This is a genomic window from Rhodanobacter sp. UC4437_H4 (genome assembly GCF_052978425.1).
In genome coordinates this window covers 2,198,359-2,214,584 of sequence record NZ_CM129673.1, presented here as the reverse complement: position 1 = coordinate 2,214,584, position 16,226 = coordinate 2,198,359, and the positions used below count along the sequence as shown (strand labels likewise).

Below are 16,226 nucleotides of genomic sequence, written 5' to 3'. Positions count from 1 at the left end.
CATGGTCATGCATGCAATCGTTTTTCGAGATCGGGCACCGGAACGAACACGAAGGCCTTTCCTTCGCGGGATTGGCGCAGGAACCCTTCGGCCACCAGGGCAAGCAGGTCGGCCCTGGCGGTCTGGTATGACGTGCCGTGGCTTCTACGGTGCATTTCGATGGTGAAGACCTTTCCCGGGTTCTTGAGGGCGTTCAGAAGGAGCGCTCTTTGCCTGTGGTTGATCTGGTGAGCCAACGGGCTGCCGGGTTTGAGCAGCGCCGCGGCGGCTGCCTGCTCATTCTGTTTTCGGGTGATGTAGCGATGAACGCCGTCGATGGCTTCGAGAATGGCGGTCAGCTGGTGAGCCACGAAATAGGTGGTGTCTCCCTCATCAGTCTCCGTGTACAGGTATGACCGCATGTATTGGGCGGGCGCCCGTTTCAGGATGCTCGATATCGACAGATACTCCGCCATCCAGAAACCCGATCTCAGCAGCGACCAGTAGAACAACGTCCTGGCGGTCCGGCCATTTCCGTCGACGAACGGATGGTCGTAGCCGATCTGGAAGTGGATCAGGATCGCCCTGACCACCGGATGCACGAAGTGCTCGCCGTCGTCCGACTGGTTGGCGAAGTCGCAAAGGGACTGCAGGCGCTGCTCGAGCTCCCGTGCCGGTGGAGGCACGTGGAGAACGCGACCGGTCTCGTCCTCGATGACGATGTCTTCCGAGGGCAACCGGAACCTTCCCGCGCATCCCTCGTCCTCGAGCGTTCCGTCGGTCAGTTTGCGGTGGATCTCGAAAACCGCCGCAGGGGTCAGCGGCCGCTGCCTCCATGCTTTCAGTTCGCGCATGGCCAGGTAGTTGTTGTAGATCATGCGTTCGCCGTAATCACGCGGCTCCCGCCCACTGCGAAGCATGTCTTTTGCGACTTGGGTGGTCGTGGCAGCTCCCTCAAGCTGCGACGAAGTCATCGCTTCTTCCATCAGGGATCGAACGAGGTAATGTTCGCGGGTGACTTCTGATTGAGATGCCTCCTGGCCACGAAGCGCGCCAGCGGCATCACGGCCAATCAGGAACAGGTTTCGCTGGATGCTGTCACTCGGAACGACGGTGAATGGGTTGCCCGCCTTGTCCTTCAACGGCATTTCCTGGCGCAACCCGCGGCGCGCCATCTTGATTCCCAGCCACCATTCTTCAGGCGTCAGGTTCTCGGGTGGCGTGAGATGGCGCAGCTGATCCCAGTGCTCGTATCGTCCCTTGACCTCGGGGCCAAGCTTGGCGAGAAGTATCTTGCGGACGTCGGAACGCTCGAACAGGTCGCCGAGCGCCGGGGGTGGCATGGGGAGTTTCATGGGGCACCTGTCAATTTGCTACTAATTGATAGCGTAATTAGTAGCAAATTGACAGTGCCATGCGCCGGCTTCGCGACGGGCCGCCCGTACGCCATGAACCCAGAGCGGGCGGTACCTCCTCCACCCGCAATATGTAGGAGCCCACGCTTGTGGTGTGCAGACCCGATAGCCGACGAGGTGGTGGTGATCAGCCTGCTTGGGCGGCGGCTGCCATCGGGGCCGGGCACCTGGGCGCCGAAGGCCGGCTGGCCTTTGGTGTGCGTGACACCAGTTCGAACTGCCGGCCCGCGCTGTACCGCGACCGCGAGGAAGGCTCGCTGGAGGTGCCGCAGCCGACGCGAGAGGGCTGAACGCGGCAGGGCCGATGCGAAGCTGGCCCTGCCGCGAACCGGCGCGGCGATTACAGCGTGCGCTCGAACTCCTTCACCTGGCGCTGCGCCTCGTCGCGGGCGATGCCGTAACGCTCCTGCACCTTGCCCACCAGGTATTCGGTGTTGCCCTCGGCACGGGTCAGGTCGTCGTCGGTCAGGTCGCCCCACTTGGCCTTGATCTTGCCGGTGAGCTGTTTCCAGTTGCCTTGGATGCGGTCGTTGTTCATGTGTGTCGACTCCGTGTTGGGGACTCGCGGCGGGGGCTTCCGGGGGAAACCCTCCCGCGCCACCCACTCTCCGGAATCCGTGTGAGCGGCGGGTCGTCAGTTCGTGTAGAGGGGGCGGGGGCGTTCATGATGGGCAGGTCGCGGGTGCGCCTGCCGCGCCGGATCAGCGTTTGCCGAATGCGCTGTCGGCATCGTCCTCGAGCGCGGCGATCACGGCGGCGGTGTCCTGGTCCAGCACCGGCGCGGCAAACGGCGCCGGTCCCGGCGTGCGGCCGAAGCGGATCGACTGGGCGACGCCGCGGTAACGGCCCACCAGCGGGTGCTCGAAGGTGTCGATGATGCCCTGCGATTGCACTTGGGGGTGGTCGAACATGTCCTCGATCCGTCGCGCGGCGGCGCACGGTACCTCGTCGCCGAACAGGTCCTCCCATTCCAGCGCGCTGCGCGCGGCGAGCGCCGCGTGCAGTTGCGGCAGGATCTCGGCGAAGTGCTGCGCGCGCTTGCGCACGGTGTCGTAGCGCGGATCGTCGGCCAGCGCGCCGAGGCCGGTCTTCGCGCACAGCGCCTTCCAGAAGCGCGCCGTGTTGGCCGAGATGTAGATCCAGCCATCGCGCGTGGGGTGGATGCCGGTGACTCCGCCGGAGCGCATGTCGCGGCCGATGTCGAGCGACTCGCCCTCGGCCCAGATCATCCGCGCCGACTGCATGGTCAGCGCGCTGCGCAGCAGCGACACGCCGACGAACTGGCCCAGGCCGCTGCGCTCGCGTTCGTACAGCGCCGACGACACGCCGGCGGCCAGCAGCGCCGCGGCGTAGTAGTCGACCACCGAGCCGTAGATGATCTCCGGCGGCCCGCCGCGCTTGCCCTGCAGCGTGCACATGCCGGTCATGGTCTGCAGCACCTGGTCGTAGCCGGCCTTGTCTTTCAGCGGGCCGCTGTCGCCGTAGCCGGTGATCGCGCAGTAGACCAGCCGCGGGTTGATCAGGCTCAGCTGCTCGTGGCCGATGTGCAGGCGCTCGGGCACGCCGGGGCGGAAATTGTGTACCAGCACGTCGGCATCGCGTACCAGCTTCAGCAGTGCGGCGTGGTCGTCCGCACGCTTGAGGTCGAGCACGATGCCGCGCTTGCTGCGGTTGACGCCGAGGAAGGCGCGGCTCTCGCTGGGAAGCGTGGAAGGGTACTGGCGCAGGTTGTCGCCGCTGGGCGGCTCGACCTTGATCACGTCCGCGCCCTGGTCGGCCAGCAGCGAACAGGCGTATGGCCCGGCGATGTAGGCGCTCAGGTCCAGCACGCGCACGCCGCCCAGCGGGCCGTGGCGGGCGGCGTTCGACTCAGGCGGGGAGGTTTCCATGCGCGATGCATCCATCGGGATCGGGGTGGTTGCTGCGGGCCACTGTGCACCATGCCCCGGCGGGGAAACAGGCGGGACGGCTATGTTCTGGCGCCACAAATTCTTGTGTGATGCGCGCGGCCCGGCGCGCTGGCGGCGTCATCCGGCGGGCTCAGGTGCCAGCGGCAGCCAGCACAGCCGCCAGCTACCGTCGACACGGCCACCGGCGGCGAAGTACGGCGTGAATTCCAGCGGTGCGCGATAGCCCGGGTCCAGCACGATGCGCGGCGCGCTGTCGCCCGCTGCGGGTTGCAGCGCCAGCCATTGCGCGCGCGGCGCGTCGGGCAAGCGCAGGGTTTCCTCGACCTTGAAGCCGTCGACCAGTCCCGTGGCATACACCAGCGGGCCGCAGGTGATGGCGGCGTACTCGAAGTGCAGCACTTCCTGGCGCACTTGGCTGCCGTCCGGTGCGCGCGACTCCTGCACGTTGCGGTTGATCGCGCGATGCAGCTGCGGCCGCATCGGAAAATGCGCCAGCAGTTCATCGCCGTCGCGCCATTCCCGTTCGAGCATGGCGTAATGTCCCGGCACCAGGGCGACGCTGGCATCCGCGCCGTTGATCGTGAGCGTGGCGTCCGTGGCCCACGACGGGATGCGCAACTTCAATGCGAAGTGCGCCGGGCGCGACATGGCGAGGCGCAGGCGGATATCGCCGGGATACGGCCAGGCAGTGTCCTGCACGATACGCAGCTCGCTGCCGGCGAGTTTGAACCCCGCTTCGCCGGGGCCGTAGAGGTTGACCGCGATACTGCCGTCGACAGCTTGCCGGTAGGCAAGGGCAGGCAGCTCCTCCAGCGCCATCGCGCCGCTGGACTTGCAGCAGCGCCAGTAGGTGGTGTGCACGCGGCGGCCGTTCGGGAACACGTAGTAGCACCAGTCCTCGCCGTTGGGCGCCTGCGCGCCGAGCAGGTCGTTGTACGCGGTGCGTTCGATCTCCTCCGCGTAGCGCGCCTCGCCGGTGATCGCCAGCAGCTCCCGGTTCAACTGGATCCACGCCAGCGACGAGCAGGTTTCCACGTAACCGTAAGGGCTGAACACGCCAGCCGGGTTGAACACCTCGCGCGAGCGATGGCCCACGCCGCCCCACGGCCCGCCGCCCAGGGTGAGGTGGTGCTCGCGGATGCTGCGCCAGGCGTGCTCCACCGCGCGGCGGTAATCCGCGTTGCCGGTGGCACGATGCAGCTTGGCCAGGCCGACCAGGTTCCACGCCAGCTGATAGGCCTTGCCGGTGGCGATGGTGGAAACGTCCGCGCCCTCCAGCGCACGCGTGAGCAGCGCCAGCTCGGGGTGGCCGTTCGCCTGCTGCAGCACGCGCTGCGCCAGTTCGAGATAACGCGGTTCGCCGGTGGCGAAGTACAGCTCGGTGGCCGGGTCCATCAGCACCGTCGCCGACAGGCCGTGGTGGTTGCCCAGCTCGGTGATGTCGATGCCGCCGTCGGTCAGTGTGTGCCGGCACAGGTCGCCGATCCGGCGCGCGGCTTCGAGGTAGTGCGGCGCGGGGAAGTGCCGCTGCACTTCGAGCAGGCCGAGGATCAGGTAGGCGTGCGTCCAGATGTCCCAGGTGCGCACGCTGGGGGCGCCGTCCCAGCTGGCCGGCTTCGGCGGCTGCGGGCGCATGAAGCGGTGATCCGGCGCGTAGGTGCCGAGGTAGCCGTCGGCCTCCTGGATCGACACCAGGTAGTCGGCGACGCGCAGCACGTTCGCGCGCAACGCGGCATCGCCGCTGCGCGCGGCCGCCTTCGCCGCGGCGACCAGCCACTTGCCGGCGTGCTCGCCGTACCAGTCGCCCTCGCGGTTCTCGTTGCGCCGCTCGGGCGCGAACAGCGCGATCGCGGGGCTGTGTTCATCGACGATGAAATGCGCGAGCCGGCCGCGCAGGTTGGCGGCCAGCGCCTCGCCGAGCAGGCCGTCGAGCTGCACGCGGGTCGCCGCTGCTTCGCTCATGCTGCATCCACCACGCAGCGGAAGCCGACGCTGCCGGAGCGGTCCTTGCACGGCGCCATCAGCAGGTACTTGCCGTGCTGGTCGAGCCGGTACGCCTGCGGGAAGTACCAGTGCGAGGTCTGCGGCTGGTAGCTGCTGCCGCCGCGAAGGATCGCGGCGCGGGTGTGCGCGTCGGCGTACTCGTCGGTCCATTGCCAGACGTTGCCGACCAGATCGAGCAGGCCGAACGGGCTGGCCGCGGCGGGATGCGCGTCGATATCGTCGGGCGCGCGCAGCGTGCGTCCGCGGTTGGCGGCGGGCACCATCGTCTCGTCCCAGTCGTTGCCCCACGGGTAGCGTCGCCCGTCTTGGCCCTGCGCGGCGTACTGCCATTCCCATTCGTGCGGCAGGCGCTTGCCGGCCCAGGCCGCGTAGGCGCGCGCGTCCTCGATCGCGACCCAGGTCACCGGCTTGTCGTCCCAGCCCGGCGGCGGCGCGCCGTCACGCCAGTGGCGCAGGAAGTTGTGCGGGTCGCGCGGCTGCCAGCCGCTGGCCTGGAGGAATTCGCGGAACTGCGCATTGGTCACCGGCGTGCGGTCGATGAAGAACGCCGGCATCTGCATCCGGCGGCGATGGCTGCGGCGCGCGCTGTCCTCCCACGGGTACTGCACGTCGTTGCCTTCCCAGGTCTGGCCCTCGATCTCGACACCGCCGACCACGAAGTCGAACGTGCCGGCGGGAATCGCCAGCATGCCGGGCGGGGCTTCGGCAGCGGGGCGGGTGGGCGCGATCGGCACCAGCTGCTGCGGCAGCGAACGCCACTGGGCCGACAGCGACTGCAGCGGCACGGACGAGAGTTCGCGCATGCGCGCAAGGAAGGCGTCGAGTCCATCGATCGCGGCGCCCGGCGAGAGCGCCAGCAGCGCGCCGAAGCCGCGGCCCTCCAGCGCGAAGTCGAACACCGCGCGATCGCCGTCCAGCCGTGGCTGCAGCGGCACGCCGTGCCAGGCGTCGTAGTACTGCGCGCCGTCGCGATGCGGCAGCGCGATCTGCTCGCCGCTCACCGCGTATTCGTGGCGGTTGACCAGGGTCCACAGCGTGTAGCCGTCGGTCGGAAAGCGGCTGGCGAACACGCCGGCCTGCAGTGTGCGCTCGTACGGTCGCCAGTCCAGGCTGACCATCGCCGCCGCGAACTGGCGTTCGATCGAAGCGATCCGGCGCAGCGCTTCGGCGTCGCGCGGGGTGAACTGGTTCCAGATGCCCCAGACATTTTCCCAGGCGTTGTAGCCGATGCCGTTGAAGAAGATGTACTGCAGGTCGTGGTTGCGATCGCGGCCCCAGCGGTTCTCGTAGTTGATCATGTGGCGCGGCTCCAGCCACTTCCACTTGGCCACCGGCGGGATCGCCTCGTTCGGCGCCTTCTTGCCCCAGCTCTGCACGTTCCAGATCAGCTGCTCCTCGGCGCTGATGGTGGACTCCGGCTGCAGCACCACCGGGCAGCCGAGCGCGTCGCAGGCGTCGAAGAACGCGCGCGGCACGCCGTTGTAAGTGTCGCCGTTGATGCCGTCGGCGCCGACCGCCTTGACCAGTTCGGCGATCGCCTGCCAGTCGTTCTGTTCCGCCTCGCGCGTGCCGTGGTCCCACGGCATGGTGGGCAGGAACACGCGCACGCCGCGGCGGTGGAAATCGTCCACCGCGCTTTTGAGACCATCGAGGCCGCCGGGCAGATCGTGCGCGAGATCGGTCTTGTTGCGGTCGTCGATGCCGATATTGGGGTAGACGAACCAGAGCAGCACGCTGTCGATGCCGCCGAAGCGTGCCTCGAGATCGTCCAGGTAACGGTCGACGGTGTACTTGCCGGCCACCGGATCGTAGAAATAACGATCCTCCACCATCATCTGCGCGTGCACGAAATTGCGCTGCGCCCACTGCAGCTCGGGGCGGCGGTAGTTGGCGTCGTCGTAGCCTATCCGCACGAGGTGCTCGCGGCGCCAGTCGGTCAGCTCGCGGACCCAATCGTCGACGCAGCCGTCCACGTCCGTCTTCCAGTGGCCGATCTCGGCGAACGGCCAGCCCGGCGCCTTGCCCGGGGTGGGCAGATAGCGGCCGGTGGTGACGTGGGAGAACTTGAATTCGTGCGTCACGCGCGGGGCGGCGGTGTGGTCGGGCGAATCGGGGTCGGTGCTCATCGGGTACTCGGTAAAGCCGTGCGTGGTGAAGTCATGGCAGCGCCTGGTAGACCAGATCGTAGAAGTTGCGGCTGATCCGTGGCAGGTCCCTGCCGCCATCCTCGCGCGGCAGGTGCTGCAGCATCAGGATCGCCAGCAGGTGCTCGTGCGGATCGATCGTGTAGTAGGTCGAGGCCGCGCCGCTCCAGCCGAACTGGCCGGGCGAGCCGAGCTGGCCGCGGCGGGCCGGATCGAGCACCACGTAACCGCCGAGGCCGAAGCCCTCGGCGTCGCTGAACTGGGTCACCGGCGGGTCGAGCATGGTGAGGTGGTTGCGCAGCATCAGCTCCACCGTCTTGCGGCCGAGCAGTTGGTGTCCGTCCAGCGTCCCGCCGTCGAGCAGCATCTGGGCGAAGCGGGCATAGTCGCCGGCGGTGGAATACAGGCCGCCGGCGCCGCTGTCGTAGGCGTTGAGCGGCTCGCCGGGATGCCGTGCACTGGTGGTGTCGGCGATCTCCAGCTTGCCGGCCGCGCTCATCCGGGTGAGATCGACCACGCGCGCGCGCTGTGCCGCCGGCACGCTGAAGCCGGTGTCGTGCATCGCCAACGGCTCGAAGATGCGCTGGCGCAGGAAGCGGTCGAACGATTGCCCGGAGACCACCTCGACCACCCGCGCCAGCAGTTCCAGCGAGGCACCGTCGTAGCCGAAGCGCGTGCCGGGGTCGGCGGCCAGCGGCACGCGGCTCATGCGTTCGGCGAAGCCGCGCAGGTCGCTCGCGCCGTGCGGGTCGATGCGCTCCATCAGCGTGACCGCTTGCTCGTCGCCCTTGACGCCAGCCGGATAACCCGCGGTATGGGTGAGCAGCGCATGCAGGGTGACGGGCTTGTCCGCTGCGCGCAGTTTCGGCGCGTCGGCGGTGCCGCCGACCATCACCTGCGGCGCCTGGAAGCCCGGCAGGTAGCGTGACAGCGGATCGTCCAGGGTGAGCTTGCCTTCCTCCACCAGCATCATCACCGCGACCGAGGTCACCGTCTTGGTCATCGAGTAGATGCGGAAGATCGCGTCCCTGCGCATCGGCTCGCGCCGCGCCAGGTCGCGATGGCCGTAGGCCTGCCAGTCCACGATGCGGCCGTTGCGAGCCACCAGGGTGACGCCGCCGAGGTAGCCGTCAGCGCCGGTCGCCCTGTCCATGAAGTCGTGCAGGCGCTGCAGGCGCACCGCCGAGACGCCTTGCGTGTCGGCACGGGCCGCAGGCAGCGGCGCCGCTGCCCGCGCCGGCAGCACGGTGGCCAGCAGGCAGGCGACCACCAGCACGGCGCGAAGGCGGCTGCCGGATCGGGTGTTGGCGTCGGCTCGGCTCATCGAGGTCTCGCCGGCCGCGGCATCCCGGGGGAGGGACGAGGATGCCGCGGCCCGTATGGCGTCACGTTCCCGGGGATCAGAACGTGATCGTATACGTCAGCGAGGTGACGCGGCCGCGACCGGACCAGTAGTTCTGGTATCCGACCACCTGCGAGGTGCTGAGGACGTAGAACTTGTCCAGCAGGTTCTCCACGCCGAGCGAGAGCTGGCCGTAACGCGGGAAGGCGTAATTCACGCCCAGGTTGAACAAGGTGTAGCCGCTGGTGTGTTCCTCGTAGCTGTAGGTGGCGCCGTCGTAGGCGCGGGTGTCGCTGCCGGACACGTGGCGGCCGAACAGCGAGGTGAAACCGAGGTTGGCGTCGGCGTTGGGCAGGAACTTCCAGGTGATCGAGCCGGCCAGCTTGTCCGGGCTGATGTCGAAGATGCCCAGCGGCTTGTTCATGCCGCCGGCCGGGTACAGGCCGCCCGGGCTGGCGGCCCAGAACGCGGTCTCGCCGGTGATGTGCGAGTAGACGCCGCTCACCTTCCACTGCTCGTCGAAGCGCCATTCGCCGGTGAGCTCGGTGCCTTCGATGCGTACCGGTGCGCGCGACAGGATGTAGTCGTTCGAGTTCGGGTCGACCGCCAGCGAGGAGCCGAACGGCGACTTGGAGATGTAGTGGGTGGCGCCGAACGCAGCGTGCTCGCCGTGCCAGTTGAAGCCGAACTCGGTGTTCTTGTAGATGATCGCGGCCAGGCCGCTGATGCGGTCGACGGACTGCCCCGGCACGCTGATGTTGCGCAGCGGGATGCCGATGTTGGGCAGGGTGAAGCCCTCGCTGTACGAGCCGAACACCGACCACTGGCTGCCGATGCGCCAGATTGCGCCGAAGTTTTTCAGGTTCTCGGTGTACTTCACGCCGCCGCCTTCCACGAACACGCTGTTGCGGTAGGGCGTGGTGGTGTAGTCGTTGACGTGCAGCTTGTCGTCCTCGCGGCGGAAACCGGCGCTCAGCGTGATCGGGCCGACGTCCCAGGAGAGCTGGCCGTAGGGCGCCGTGCTCTTGTAGTGCATCGGCGGCACCCAGATGCGGTTGGTCAGCGCCAGCCGTTGCTGCGCCTCGTCCTTGACCACGTCCACGCCCACCTGCAGTTGCAGGCCCGGCACGGTGAACAGCTCGCCGCGCGTCCATGAGGTGCGCAGGCCGCTCTTCTTCGAGGTGATCTCCGACTGGTCCCAGATCCGCTGGTCGTCGGGGATGGGCGGCGCGATGAGCTGCTTGTCGTCGCCGTTCTCGGGCAGGAAGCGCATCGCCTGGTCGGCATGGTAGGCGGTGGCCACCAGCGAGCCACCGAGGAAGTCGCTGTTGCTGTACTCGACGCTGTACTGCTCGAAATCGTTGAACGCGTCCAGCGAGCCGTGCAGCTGGCCCTTTTCCGAGGTGTTGGTGAACGGCACGGCGCACGGCGGGTCGTCGGTCGGGCCGCGGCAGCCCAGCACCTGGACATAGTCGCCCTTGCCCTCGATCTTGAAGTGGCTGTAGGTCGCCTGCAGCCGCTGCGTGTCGCCCTGGCCGAAGTTGACGCCGCCCTTGAGGAACAGGTTCTTCGAGGTGGAGTCGGCCACCGAGCCGCTGCCGCTCAGGCCGATGCGGCGCCCGTTGCCGTCGTAGGTGATGCCGCGGTCGAGGTAGGAGGCGGCGACCAGCAGGTCGTACGAACCCTGCTTCAGCGCGTACGTGCCGCCCACCTTCCAGCCGCCGCTGTCGCGCGGGCCCTGGGTCTGCAGGCGGGTGCTGAGCGTGGTCTCGCTGCCTTCCTTGTCCGGCACCTTGGAGATGTAGTTGATGATGCCGCCGGCCGCGCCGATGCCTTCGGAGGCGGAGGGGCCGTTGATGACCTCGACGCGGCCGATGATGCCCATGTCGGTGAAGGTGGCGTTGCGCGAGCCGTCGCGCAGCGGCGAGCCCTGCGGGATGCCGTCGAACAGGCGCAGCGGAATGCGGCCGCGCAGCGTCTCGCCGCTGCTGCTCATCATCTGCGACGACTCGGCGTAGCCGGGCACGGTGCGCGTCAGCACGGCGGTGGCGTCCTCGGTCACGGTCAGGGTCTGCTGGATCTCCTCCTTGGTCACCACCGTGATCGCGCCGGGGATCTCGTCCACCGCCTTGGGGCTGCGCGTGCCGGTGACGATGACCTCGCCCAGCTCGGTGGCCCGCTTCTTCGCCGACTTCGCTTGGTCGTCGGAGGACGTGGCGGCCTGGTCCTGGCCAGACGGAGCCCCGTCACCCGTGCTAGCGGCAACCTGGGCGGACGCATCGGCGGCGAGGGAGTAGACCAGCAGGATGCCGCTTATTGCTACGCAAAGTGGTTTGATCATGGCCTGTCTCGTGATGGTTCAGGTGGCCGCGAACGAAGCTCGCGGTGAACGCGCCGTCTCTGCCCGCGCACCATCGCGGTGCGCGTCCCGGTCGGTAGCCGTATTCCCCTCCCGCCGTGCAGATCCTCATGCGCGAGGCTAGGCGTTTGCCGGCGGACGTGGAACCGTCGCTGGCTATCTTCAGAGGCTAGCTTTTGTTGCTTGAGCAAGGCGGGCCGTGGCCCGGCTCAGCCCCGGCCGGCGGCCTGCCGCTGTTGCATGGCCTGGCGGCTTTCCTGCAACAGCACGGTGACCAGGCGCACGCGCACGCTGGAGCGTGACCACACGATGCCGATGCGCCGCGGCACCGTGGGCGCCGGCAACGGGATGCGCGCGAGCTGCACGCCTTCGGGCCACGGGTGCGCCCAGTCCGGCACCAGCGACACGCCGAGGCCGCGGTCGACCATCACCGCGATCGCGTTGAGTGCGTTCAGCTCGAAGCGCTCGTGCGGCACGATGCCGTGGCTGCGCAGGTACTCGTCGGCCTGGCGGCCGCCCCACTGGTTGCGGTCGTAGCGGATCAGCGGCTGCGTCGCGAGCAGTTCGTGCGGGTCGCGTTCGGCCATGCTTCTCGGCGCCAACACAATCAACGGCTCCTCGCGCAGCAGCAGCCATTCGCAGGTCTTGGGCAGGGCAAATGGCGCCTGCAGCACCATGGCTGCGTCGAGGTCGCCGGCTTCCACCGCGCGGTAGAGCTCGGCCGAGTAGCCGGGCTTGATGAACACGTTGATCTGCGGAAACGTCTCGACCATGCGCGCCAGCACGTCGGGCAGCAAGCCCGCCAGCGCCGTGGGGCAGGCGCCCAGGCGCAGCTCGCCGGAGACCGCGTTCTCGTTGGCCACGCTGCGCAGGTCGGCCACGTGGCGCAACAGGTCGCGCGAGCGCTGCAGGATGCGCGAGCCTTCCTCGGTGACGCTGACCGTGCGGCCGACGCGGGCGATCAGGGTGGCGCCGATCTCCCGCTCCAGCGTGCGGATCTGCTGCGCCACCGCCGCCGGCGTGATGTTCAGCACGCGCGCGGCGGCGGCCATCGAGCCCTGGTCGACGACGGTGATGAAGGTATGCAGGAACTGGGTTTCCACGGCGCCTCGCGGATCTGGGCGGCAGGTCAGCGGAGCCTGCCGGTCGTTGCCATCATGCCGTGTCCGGCGGCTTCGCGGGGAGTGCTCGAAGGCACACTCAGTCGGCGCGGTCGGCGTAGATGGTCAGCCCCTTCAGCGAGCGCGCGGGCGCAGGGAAGCACAGGCTGGCCAGGTAGCCGATCACGATGCACAGCGCGATCGAGATGGCCAGGTAGAAATACGGGTGCACCAGCTTGAACCACCACGCCACCAGGGTCAGGCAGATGCTCGCACCGATGCCGATGGCGACGCCGGGAGCATTCGCGCGGCGGGTGAACATGCCCAGCGTGTAGGCGCCGGCGAAGCCGCCGCCGAGCAGTCCGGCCAGCTCGATCGAGACATCGAACAGCGAATGGATGTCGTAGCGCGACAGCAGCACGGCCAGCCCGATCGCGATCAGCCCGACCATGACGCCGGCGACTTCCGCGAACAGCACGCTCTTCTTCGGCGTCGGGTGCTTCACCAGCTTCTCGTAGAAGTCCACCGAGGCCAGCGTGGACACGCTGTTGATGATGCTCGACAGGGTGGACATGGCGGCAGCGAAGATGCCGGCGATGATCAAACCGGTGACGCCCATCGGCAGTTCGGCGGCGATGAACAGCGGGAAGGTGGCGTCGATCGGCAGGGTCGGGTTCATCCGCTCGGGATGCGATTTGTAGTACACGAACAGCGCCGTGCCGATCAGGTAGAACACGAAGCCGCCCGGAATCATCACCGCCGCGAACATCCACACCGAACGGCCGGCCTCCTTGTCCGAGCGCGTGGACAGGATGCGCTGCATCAGCACCTGGTCCTTGGGAAAGGTCAGCACCACGTCGAACAGCACCAGGAACACGAAGCCCCACACCGTGGCCTTGGTCAGGTCGAAGCGGAAATCCAGCAGGTGCATCTTGTGCTCGGCCATCGCCGCGTGCATGAAGGCGGGCACGCCGCCGTGGATGTGCGTGATGATGAAGCCGATCGCGAACAGCGCGCCGCCGAACATCACGAACACCTGCACGAAGTCGGTCCAGATCACCGCCTTCATGCCGCCCAGCGTGGTGTAGAGGATGGTGAACACGCCCATGATCAGCACGCTCCACACCACGTCGATGCCGGTGATGGTGGCGATCGCCAGCGCCGGCAGGAACAGGATCACGCTCATCCGGCTGCCGATCTGCATCACGATGCACAGCGCGCTGGCGAGCATGCGGATGGCGGGATGGAAGCGTGTTTCCAGGTACGAGAACACGCTCATCAGGTCGAGCCGGCGCAGCAGCGGTACCACCCACACCGCCACGAACATCAGGCCGAGGACAGCGATCAGGTTGTTGGTGAGGTACTGCCAGTTGGTCTCGAAGGCCTTGGCCGGGATCGCGATGAAACTGATCGAGCTGGTGTTGGTGGCGTACAGGCTGATGCCGGCCGCCCAGAACGGGATGCTGCGGCTGCCGACGAAGAAGCTGGCAGTGGAGGTGCGTTTCTCGCGCAGGTAGAAAAACAGGCCGATGCCGACCATGGCCGCCAGGTAGACCAGGATCACCACCCAGTCCAGCCAGCGCAGCAGCAGCTTGGTCGACTCCACACGCGCATAACCGAAGTCGACGCGCTGTCCGCCCGCATCACGCTGTGCCCAGAACATGCCGTCGGTCCAGGCGCCGGTCGCAACGACATCAGCGGGCGCGGCACCCGGCAGCGCGGCCCAGGCGGTGGTGATGACCTGGAAGGTCATCAGCTTCGTCGAGGCGGCGGCGTCCACCAGATAGAGCGCATTCGCCTGCCCCAGCGCGTGCCCGGAGCCCGGCACCACATGGCCCGGCACCCGGCCGCGCTCGGTCCAGCCCGTGTCGGCGTTCCAGCGGAGCAGGCGTTCGGCGGTACCGGAAGCATCGGCCACGGTGACGAACACGGCCGCGGACTGGGCGACGAGGGAGGTCGGCGCCCCGCCACCCGGCCAGCCGCCGACCCTGCTCCACTGCGGTTGCTCTGTGTTCGTCTGCAGCTGCAACAGCCGCGTGGTGCCGTCGGTGCCGAGGCCGGCGACGGACAGCGTGTCGTTCGCCCACGCCCCGTGCGCGTCATGCAGCGGCTCGGGCAGGGCGGGCAGGCGCTGCCACTGCAGCGTGTCGCCGCGCAGGCGCAGCCGGGCCACGCCGGTCACCCCGCGGGCATCGGGAGCGGTGATCAGCACCCAGGCCTGCGTTCCGCCTTCGACGATGCCGTCCGGGGCAACGGCGACGCCGGTCGGCGATGACAGGCGGCGCCAGGCCTTGCGTGCGTCGTCGAGTCGCCAGGCTTCGTCGGCGGCCATGGCGAGCGGTTGCCCGTCGACGAGGGCGATGGCCCGCAGCGGTTTCGTGGTTTCCAGCGCGGGCAGCTGTCCGTCCTGCACCGGTGCCAGGCTCTGCGCGTGCAACGGTGCGATCGCCAGGAACAGCAGCGTGCACAGCCACGGCACGACCCGGCGGGGGCGGCCGCGCATCAGTCCGCCCGGCGCGCGGTGGCGAGCAGGGCCTGCGCGCGCTTCAGGAACGGCAAGTCGATCATCCGTCCATCCACCACGAAGGCGCCGCGCGATGGCGCCTGGACCGCGGCCTCGACGATCCGGCGCGCCAGCGCCAGCTCCGCCTCCGAGGCGGCGAAAGCGGCGTTGGCCAGCGCCACCTGCCGCGGATGGATGCAGGTCTTGCCGATGAAGCCGAGTCGCCGCGCCATGTACGCCTCCTCGCGATAGCCGGCGTCGTCGTCGAGCAAGGCGTAGGCGCCGTCCATCGCGAACACCCCGGCCTGGGCCGCGGCCACGCGCAGGGCGAACATCGCCGCATGCACGTTGCGCGGGTCGGCGCGGTCGATGCCGTGCGGCTCGAACAGGTCGCCCAGGCCCAGCTGCAAGCCGGCGACGCGCGGATGCGCGGCGGCGATGCGTGCCGCGGCGGCCAGTGCCCGCGGCGTCTCGATGTTCAGCAGCAGGCCGATCGGTTGCGCCACGCCGTTCGCGTGTTCCGCCTGCTCGATCGCGGCCACGGCCGTCGCCACGGCTTGCGGCGATTCGATCTTGGGCAGGTTGAGCAGGGTGACGCCGGGACGGACGACCGCGGCGAGGTCCGCCGCGAAGTGCGGCGAGTCCGGTGCGTTGGTGCGCACGATGATCAGCTTGGCTGCCCGCGGGACGGCGTCACCGGCGATGAAGTCCGCCACCGCCGCGCGCGCCTCGGCCTTGCGGTCCTCGGCCACGGCGTCTTCCAGATCGAACGACAGCGCATCGGCCTCGCCGGCCAACGCCTTGGCGAACAGCTCCGGCCGTGCACCGGGCACGAACAGCTTGCTACGCATCGGCTTGCCCGCCTGTCGCCATCCTCGTCATGACGGGCAGTGTGCGGCATGGCACGACGGCAATCGAGCCGATGCGCCATGTTCAAAAGATAGTTTTTCTATCGAACAGATGACTGGCGTCGGCGGCGCATCGCGCTCTTCATCGGGTCAAGCTGCGTTGCGCACGTCGTCGTGCTCCATTCGGGGCGGACACCAGCCGGCGTGAAAACCGGACGCTCGCCGCCCGCCCAGTTTTCACGCATCGGGGTGTGTGCCTTGTCGACGGATCCGACGATCCGGACGTTCGACTCACGACGGATCTACGCAGCCGGCGGCGCCATCGCCAGTGCGATGGCGAGCGAGGGGACCCCACACTTCCTCACCCGGCCATGTTCGGATTGCTTGCGAGATGACGCGTACGAATGCGTGGCAGGCCGCCGCTTACCCACGGAGAAGGTGGTGCGTGCCGTATCGTGTGGTGAGATTCAATGGGCCCATCCTTTGCGTCAGCTAAGGTTCCCCATTGACGGCTTTTGCGAGAAGATAGACCGTGCAGGGCTTAGCATTGCTTCCGGCGTCGACCCGCCCAAAAAATTTGAGACCGATGGTTCGTTGAGGGAACGCGATAGGGGGAGGCGGT

At 68.2% G+C, this 16,226-nt stretch carries 10 protein-coding genes; all 10 read right to left on the bottom strand.

The genetic code is table 11. The features are described from left to right. Nucleotides 1-5 precede the first annotated feature (5 nt). The 10 genes from ACVCL3_RS10215 to ACVCL3_RS10170 all read right to left on the bottom strand — a co-directional run bounded on the left by ACVCL3_RS10215 (nt 6) and on the right by ACVCL3_RS10170 (nt 15,607). Nucleotides 6-1,334, bottom strand: a complete 1,329-nt coding sequence (locus ACVCL3_RS10215) for a Fic family protein (protein WP_447101185.1) — start codon at nt 1,332-1,334, stop codon at nt 6-8. A gap of 400 nt (nt 1,335-1,734) precedes the next feature. Beyond that, nucleotides 1,735-1,932, bottom strand: a complete 198-nt coding sequence (locus ACVCL3_RS10210; RefSeq protein WP_395120959.1) for a CsbD family protein — start codon at nt 1,930-1,932, stop codon at nt 1,735-1,737. A gap of 163 nt (nt 1,933-2,095) precedes the next feature. Next, entirely contained in the window at nt 2,096-3,283 is a 1,188-nt protein-coding gene (locus tag ACVCL3_RS10205) for a CaiB/BaiF CoA transferase family protein (RefSeq protein WP_395120960.1), read from the bottom strand. 138 nt (nt 3,284-3,421) lie between these two features. Next, on the bottom strand, nt 3,422-5,266 hold the full coding sequence (locus tag ACVCL3_RS10200; RefSeq protein WP_447101184.1) for a glycoside hydrolase family 127 protein: 1,845 nt from the start codon (nt 5,264-5,266) through the stop codon (nt 3,422-3,424). Then, nucleotides 5,263-7,434, bottom strand: a complete 2,172-nt coding sequence (locus ACVCL3_RS10195) for a formylglycine-generating enzyme family protein (RefSeq protein WP_447101183.1) — start codon at nt 7,432-7,434, stop codon at nt 5,263-5,265. The genes ACVCL3_RS10200 and ACVCL3_RS10195 overlap by 4 nt, the downstream gene beginning before the upstream one ends. Before the next feature lie 31 nt (nt 7,435-7,465). After that, the gene (locus ACVCL3_RS10190; RefSeq protein WP_447101182.1) at nt 7,466-8,776 is read right to left on the bottom strand and encodes a serine hydrolase domain-containing protein; all 1,311 of its coding nucleotides are present in this window, start codon (nt 8,774-8,776) and stop codon (nt 7,466-7,468) included. Nucleotides 8,777-8,852: 76 nt separating this feature from the next. After that, nucleotides 8,853-11,135, bottom strand: coding sequence for a TonB-dependent receptor (locus ACVCL3_RS10185; protein WP_447101181.1), 2,283 nt, complete (start codon nt 11,133-11,135; stop codon nt 8,853-8,855). Nucleotides 11,136-11,362: 227 nt separating this feature from the next. Next, on the bottom strand, nt 11,363-12,256 hold the full coding sequence (locus tag ACVCL3_RS10180; protein WP_447101180.1) for a LysR substrate-binding domain-containing protein: 894 nt from the start codon (nt 12,254-12,256) through the stop codon (nt 11,363-11,365). A 97-nt stretch (nt 12,257-12,353) separates the two neighbouring features. After that, complete coding sequence (locus tag ACVCL3_RS10175; RefSeq protein ID WP_447101179.1) at nt 12,354-14,756, bottom strand: sodium:solute symporter family transporter; 2,403 nt, start codon at nt 14,754-14,756, stop codon at nt 12,354-12,356. Beyond that, nucleotides 14,756-15,607: an HpcH/HpaI aldolase/citrate lyase family protein gene (locus ACVCL3_RS10170; protein WP_447101178.1), complete on the bottom strand. Its 852-nt coding sequence runs from the start codon at nt 15,605-15,607 to the stop codon at nt 14,756-14,758. Before ACVCL3_RS10170 ends, ACVCL3_RS10175 begins: the two co-directional genes overlap by 1 nt. Nucleotides 15,608-16,226: the final 619 nt, after the last annotated feature.